Raw genomic sequence first — 7,179 nt, forward strand, 5'->3', positions numbered from 1 at the left:
GCAGCGGCGGGTTCCAGATAAAAAGTACACAGGCGCGAAAAAGCCACGGGGAACAGCCCTGTTTCCATCCGCAGCCGCTAGGCCGGGGCGCAAGGTTTGTCCCCCGAGGGAGAGGCTGCGAAAAACTTCAACAGGTTCGCCGCGTTGGCCATCACTTTCCCCCTTCCTCATCCGAAGATGGGAAATTTTAAACCGCAAAGGAACGTTTGATGAAGGGCATCATCCTCGCCGGAGGTTCCGGCACCAGACTCTACCCCATCACCAAGGGCGTGTCCAAGCAGGCGCTGGCCATCTATGACAAGCCCATGATCTACTACCCTCTTTCCACGCTCATGCTGGCGGGAATCCGGGAGGTGCTGATCATTTCCACCCCCAGAGATCTTTCCGTGTTCAAGGAAATCCTGGGAGACGGAAGCCAGCTCGGCATGAGCTTTGAATTTGCCGTGCAGCCGCGGCCGAACGGTCTTGCGGAGGCGTTCATCATCGGGGAAACGTTCATCGGCGGGGACAAGGTGGCCCTGGTGCTGGGCGACAACATCTTCTACGGCGGCGGACTGTCGGCCTTCCTCGATGAGGCGGCCTCACTGAAGGAAGGCGCCGTGGTCTTCGGCTATCCCGTCCACAACCCCTCCAGCTTCGGCGTGGTGGAATTCGACAAGGACGGAAACGTCCTGTCGCTGGAGGAAAAACCCGCCAGGCCCAAGTCCAGGTATGCTGTGCCCGGGCTTTATTTCTACGACAACAACGTGGTGGACATTGCCAGACAGGTGACTCCGTCGGCGCGGGGAGAGCTGGAAATCACCGCGGTTAACAACGAATACCTGCGCCGGGGCAAGCTGAAGGTGGTCAAGTTCTTCCGCGGCATGGCCTGGCTGGACACGGGAACAGCCGAAGGGCTTCACGATGCCGCGCAGTTTGTGAACATCATTCAGAAACGGCAGGGAATGTACATTTCCTGCATCGAGGAAATTGCCTACCGCAAAGGTTTTATAGACAGAGCGCAGCTTCTGAGGCTGGCGGAATCGCTGATCAAGACGGAATACGGTCAGTATCTTCGCGCCATAGCCACAGAGGAAGACTAGGGCATAAAAAAGGTCGGCCGCACTTTGCCCGGGGCAAGCCGCGCCGCACACAAGACAAGGAGAAAAAACATGAGTTTCGACATTGAGAACAGGCTCTTTGTATACGACGAGGAAAAATGGAAAACGCTCCTCAATAAAGACTATGAACTGGAAGCTCCGGCAGTTACCGAAGTTGATAACGGTATATTGCTGCCGCTCAGAAAATATAAAGATTATAAAAACCTGATGGTTGAGGGCGGTGTCTGTGATAGAAAATTTAAATTTGTCGCTGGCCACTACCTGGATTATCCTAATCCAAACGGCTATCTCTGCTGTTCCCGATCATATAAACCTTCTGAACCAGTTCAAGTTCGCCATGAAACTGTCATCTTCGGTGGAATATTATATGGCGGTTTCTGGCTTACGATATCGAGTAATTTAAGCAGACTTTGGTATCTTGCAGATCATCCAAAAACCCCTTATAAATTTGTTTTTCTTAAAAATACCTTTTGGGGTAATCTGACAATTAACATGTTAGAAATTGCAGGATTATCGGAAGACAAAATAGAAATCATTGAACATCCTACACAATTTGATAAAATTATTGTACCAGAACAAACATTTTACATATTTTCAAGCCACAGAGTCGGGGCAGAGAAAATATATAATTATATACGGGAGCGCGTCAAACCTGGAGCCTATAAAAAAGTCTATCTTTCACGTTCAGCCTTACCCATAGGAGGTAACAATGAAATAACTTTCAATGAACAATATTTTGAAAATTTCTACCAAAAACGCGGCTATGAAATCATTCATCCCGAACAACTTCCATTTAAAGAACAGCTTTCCATCATGGCTGGAGCGGATGAAATCATTGCCTGGGAAGGAACCTTACTGTTCCTCACACAATTTTGCAAACCAGAGACCAAAGTTGTTATTTTACGTCGTACAGTTGGACATACTCCCATAACACCCCTATTAACAACAAGTATCATTCCAAATTGTAAGATTATTGACGTGCACTTCAATTTTTTGCCTGCGACCTTAGATATGGGAGCTGAACTTGTAGGCCCCACTTCCTGCTGGAGACGATACCTGGAACACGAAGGCATCCCCCATACCTCTGATGAAGTTTCCGAAGACCTTCATATCAGGCCCATCCTCTATGACTATGTAAAGCTATGGGGGAAAATTGCAGATGCCCCAAGCTACTTTGCACGCGACACTCTTCTACCACTCAATAATTATACTTTAATTGACATTTTAGATTATGTAAACAGTATTTTTAGAGGAAATAAAATTGACAGATCTCTTTATCCTGACCGCGATGATGTCGTAAAACTTGAAAAAAGAGTTAACCGAATGCTCCATCGGCGTCTCAAAAAGCAACTTCGGAAATTAAAAGACTGGATAAAAAGTCTGCTGAAGAAGGAAAAAGAAAAATAAACGGGATACGACGCAGACCGCCGGAGGCACGCGCGGTAGCGAACTGATAGCGAAGGCGGCGTGTTTGTCCGGCTTTTGCCGGCAAACATATACGCCGCCGAAGCGGAGTGATCACGTTTTCCCCGCTCTTCTCAGCCCCGGATCCTGTCCTTCAGGATGCGGAAGGCTTCGTCCACGCCTTCGGGGTTCGTGCCTCCTGCCTGGGCCTGATCCGGGCGGCCGCCGCCGGATCCGTTGATCGCCGCAGCCGCTTCCTTGATGAGTGCGGGCGCGGTGAAGCGATCGTGCAAATCTTTGGAGACGTACAGCAGCATCTGCACCCGGCCGCCGTCCTCGGCGGTGAGGCAGGCCACACCGGAAGGCAGTTTGGAGCGCACGTCGTCCATGATCTCGCGCAGAGCCTTGACGTTCATGCTTCCGGCTTTGGCGGCGAGCAGCTTCACCCCGCCCAGCTCCTCAACGCCGGACATGAGGTCGCCGCGGCCCGCGGCCTGCGCCTTGTCCAGCTCCCGGCGCAGCGCCTTGAGTTCCTTCTGCAGGGACTCCACGCGGGCGGGAAGGTCGGAGGCGCGCACCTTGAGCGCAGCGCAGAGGGCGTTCAGCTCCCTGCGGCGCTCGTTCATGAGTTCGTAGGCCTTCCAGCCGGACACGGCCTCGATGCGGCGCACTCCGGCGGCCACGCCGCTCTCGGACACGATGACGAAACTGCCGGCCTGACCAGTGCGGGCGAGATGCGTTCCGCCGCAGAGTTCCAGCGAGCGCGGCTCTTCTCCCTCGGCGCCCATGCTGACCACTCGCACCGTGTCGCCGTACTTCTCGTTGAACAGCGCCATGGCCCCGCTCTTCACGGCCTCATCGTGGCCCATGACGCGGGTGGACACGGGGTAGTCGGCCAGAATCATGGCGTTCACCTCGCGTTCCACAGCGGCCAGTTCTTCGGGCGTCACGGCCGCGATATGGGTGAAGTCGAAGCGCAGATGCTCCGGCGTCACCGACGAACCAGCCTGGTGCACATGTGTGCCCAGCACCTTGCGCAGCGCGGCCTGCAGCAGGTGGGTGCAGGAGTGGTTGCGGGCGGCATCCAGGCGCGGACCTTCCGTGACTTCCAGCTCCACTTCCTGTTCAGCCAGGATGTCGCCCTCGAGCACCTCAATCTGCTGCACGGTGAGCGTGGGCATGGGTTTCAGCGTATCCGTCACCGCGGCCCGGCCCTGGGGCGCGAGGATGACGCCGGTGTCGCCGCTCTGCCCGCCGGAGGCGCCGTAGAACGGCGTGTGGCCGGCCACGGCGTAGCCCTTCTGCCCCGCCGTCAGCTTGTCCACGGGCAGGCAGTCCACGTCGAGCAGTGCCGCCAGCCGTGACGTGCAGCGCAGGCAGTCGTAGCCCACAAACACGGATTCCATGCCCTCTTCCAGAAGCTCCCCAAAACGCGCGGCAAGGTCCTTTTCTCCCGAACCCTTCCACGCGGCACGGGCGCGGGCGCGCTGCTCCTGCATGTGCCGTTCAAAGCCCTCCTCGTCCACGGTGAAACCGCGCTTGCGAGCCACGTCGGTGACGATGTCCAGCGGGAAGCCGTAGGTGTCGTTGAGGCGGAAGGCCACCTCGCCGGGGATGACGCGCTCTCCCCTGCCGGCAAGGCCGGCGAGTTCGCTGTCCAGCAGAGCCAGACCCTTGTCCAGCGTCGCCCGGAAGCGGTTCTCCTCCTCGAAGACCACTCGGGTGAGAAAGCCAGCGTTTTCTCGCAGTTCGGGGTAATCCTCACCCATGACTTCCACCACACGGCCCACCGTCTTGTGCAGGAAGGCCGTGTGCATGCCCATGAGCGTGCCGAAGCGCAGGGCGCGGCGAATGAGGCGGCGCAGGACGTAGCCGCGGCCCTCGTTGGAAGGCAGGATGCCGTCCGCGATCATGAAGGCGGCGGCACGGCTGTGGTCGGCGATGACACGCAGCGCGGTGTCCACGTCGTCGGTGTCCGGCGCGCTGAAATGGTAGGTCACGCCGGCGAGGGAGGCCGCGTACTGGATGATGTCCTGGAAAAGGTCGCAGTCAAAATTGGAGCGCTTGCCCTGGCACACCGCGGCCACACGCTCAAGCCCCATGCCGGTATCGATGTTGGGATGTGCGAGGGGTTCGCGTTCGCCCGGCGCCTTCTGGTCGTACTGCGTGAACACGAGATTCCAGATTTCGAGGAAGCGGTCGCAGTCGCACCTGCCGATGCCGCAGTCCGGCCCGCAGGCCATATCTTCGCCCTGGTCGATGTAGATTTCGGAACACGGCCCGCAGGGTCCGGTGTCGCCCATGGTCCAGAAATTGTCCTTTTCGCCCATGCGCGTGATGTGGCCGGCGGGCATACCAGCGATTTCCTGCCAGAGCGCAAAGGCTTCATCGTCATCCTTATACACGGTGACGTAGAGCTTGTCTTTGGGCAGACCCAGATCCTCGGTGACAAACTTCCAGGCAAAGCCGATGGCCTCGCGCTTGAAGTAGGAGGCGAAGGCGAAGTTGCCCAGCATCTCGAAGAAGGTATGGTGCCGCGCCGTGCGGCCCACGTTTTCGAGGTCGTTGTGCTTGCCGCTCACGCGCAGGCACTTCTGAGCGGTGGCCGCGCAGTTGTAGGGGCGCTTTTCCTGCCCGAGATAGAGCTTCTTGAACTGCACCATGCCGGCGTTGGTGAAGAGCAGCGAGGGGTCGTCACGGGGAACCAGCGACGATGACGCCACGATTGCATGGCCGTTCTTTGCGAAAAACTCCAGAAATTTCCTGCGTATCTCTTTTGCGGTGAGCATACCTTCTCCTCAAGAAAGGGGCACACGCCCCAAAAAGGCCGTCCGGCTCCCCGCTCAAGGCGAGGCCGGCGTGCCCGTTTTCGTTGCCCCATGGCAAATCAGGCCCCGCCCAGGGCAGGGACACGGCAACAAGGCGGAAGCCCCGCCCTTTTGCCGGACGTTTGACGGACTTTTGCGGAACCTGACCTTGTGAAATTATTCGTTTTCGTCGAAGCCGTCTTCGTCCGCCGGAACCTCTCCGGCGTCCAGTGCCGCCGGGATCATGCCGAGATGCTCCTTGACCTTGGCCTCGATCTCGTCGCGCAGGGCAAGGTTGGCGTCCAGCATATCGCGCACACGCTCGCGGCCCTGACCGAGCTTTTCGGAGCCGTAGGCGAACCAGGCACCGCTCTTGTCCACGATGCCAGCCTCCACGGCCAGGTCAAGGATTTCACCGGAGCGGGAAATGCCCGTGCCCCAGATGATGTCAAACTTGGCTTCGCGGAAGGGGGGAGCCATCTTGTTCTTCACCACCTTGACGCGGGTGAGCGAGCCGTAGGCTTCGTCCCTGTCCTTGAGCGTCTGGATGCGGCGTATGTCCATGCGCACGGAGCTGTAGAACTTCAGGGCGTTACCGCCGGTGGTGGTCTCCGGGCTGCCGTAGCCCATCTGCCCGATTTTCATGCGGATCTGGTTGATGAACACCACGCAGGTGCGGGACTTGTGGATGGAACCGGTGAGCTTGCGCATGGCGTGGCTCATGAGCCGTGCCTGTCCGCCCACCTGCGCCTCACCCATGGCCCCGTCCAGTTCGGCCTGGGGGATGAGCGCGGCCACGGAGTCGATGACCACGATGTCCACCGCGCCGGAGCGCACCAGCATGTCGGCAATGTCCAGCGCCTGCTCGCCGTGGTCGGGCTGGGACACGAGAAGTTCGTCGGTCTTGACGCCGAGACGCCCCGCATAGGACACGTCCAGCGCATGTTCCGCGTCGATGAAAGCCGCCGTGCCGCCCAGCTTCTGGCACTCTGCGATGATGTGCAGGGTGAGCGTGGTCTTGCCGGAGGATTCAGGCCCGAAGATCTCGGTCACGCGGCCGCGCGGAACGCCGCCAACGCCCAGAGCCAAATCCAGTCCGAGAGAGCCGGTCGGGATGACCGGCACATGGACGTGCGCGCCGTCGGACAGCTTCATCACCGCGCCCTGACCGTACTTGCGTTCGATGGTGCCGAGCGTTGAATTCAGCGATTCGCGGCGGGCATCTTCCGGGGTAACAAGGGGCTTTCTTGCCATGACAGGGACATCTCCTCGAAAATTTAAGTTTCCTCATCTTAGCAAAAGCCCGGCCCGGGGGCAAGAGAAACGCTTGCCATCGCGCCGCTTCCCATCTATCAAAAGGGCAGGAGCTGCGCGCGCCGGCCGGAGCGGGGAAGGAAAGGCAGAGAAAGGCATCTTGCTTTTCCTGTCGGAAAAGCGCTGAAAGGCAGCCGAACTTCCAGTTCGGCAAAGACCCCTTTCGGCCATGTCTGACGGGATCGCGCCTCGTGCAGCTTCGCTGCCCTCGGCCGCGCTCCGCGTGTCCTTTCTTCCGCTCCTCGCCGTCTCCATGCCGGCTTTCCATTATACCGCCGGAGGCGCGGCGCGTACGCCGCTGATAGCTCGCAGGCAGCGCACAATCGGGCTTCGCCCGCTCAAGCTTCCTTGCGGCAGGCGAGCGGGTAAGGGCGCGGGGTCGTCGCTCCAAACGCGCTGCCGCGCGTGCCTCCGGCGGATAAGGAAGGGAAAGGAAAGTAAACAAAGGTCTGGAGGACGCACGCGCCACGCCTCCGACGGTCAAGGATTTGCTCTCCCTTCCTCAACCTGCGGAGCAGCGAGCGGTAGCGAGCAGATAGCGAAGGCGGCGTGTT

4 protein-coding genes are annotated in these 7,179 nt (G+C 58.6%); 2 read left to right on the top strand and 2 right to left on the bottom strand.

What is annotated here, in order from left to right; translation table 11 throughout:
• The first annotated feature begins 209 nt into the window (after positions 1-209).
• Together rfbA and Q0Z94_RS10435 are read left to right on the top strand one after the other, a co-directional pair.
• On the top strand, positions 210-1,082 hold the full coding sequence (rfbA, locus tag Q0Z94_RS10430) for a glucose-1-phosphate thymidylyltransferase RfbA (protein WP_298069480.1): 873 nt from the start codon (positions 210-212) through the stop codon (positions 1,080-1,082).
• A gap of 69 nt (positions 1,083-1,151) precedes the next feature.
• Positions 1,152-2,507 (top strand): glycosyltransferase family 61 protein, encoded by a 1,356-nt coding sequence (locus Q0Z94_RS10435; RefSeq protein WP_298069481.1) that lies wholly within the window; start codon positions 1,152-1,154, stop codon positions 2,505-2,507.
• Positions 2,508-2,638: 131 nt separating this feature from the next.
• Here the strand turns inward: Q0Z94_RS10435 and alaS are convergent, their stop codons facing one another.
• Together alaS and recA are read right to left on the bottom strand one after the other, a co-directional pair.
• A complete protein-coding gene (gene alaS, locus Q0Z94_RS10440; RefSeq protein ID WP_298069482.1) occupies positions 2,639-5,293 on the bottom strand; it encodes an alanine--tRNA ligase in 2,655 nt (884 codons plus the stop codon).
• 195 nt (positions 5,294-5,488) lie between these two features.
• Positions 5,489-6,565, bottom strand: a complete 1,077-nt coding sequence (gene recA, locus Q0Z94_RS10445; protein WP_298069483.1) for a recombinase RecA — start codon at positions 6,563-6,565, stop codon at positions 5,489-5,491.
• Positions 6,566-7,179 lie beyond the last annotated feature (614 nt).

This window comes from uncultured Mailhella sp., from assembly GCF_947631555.1.
Classification (GTDB): Bacteria; Desulfobacterota; Desulfovibrionia; order Desulfovibrionales; family Desulfovibrionaceae; genus Mailhella.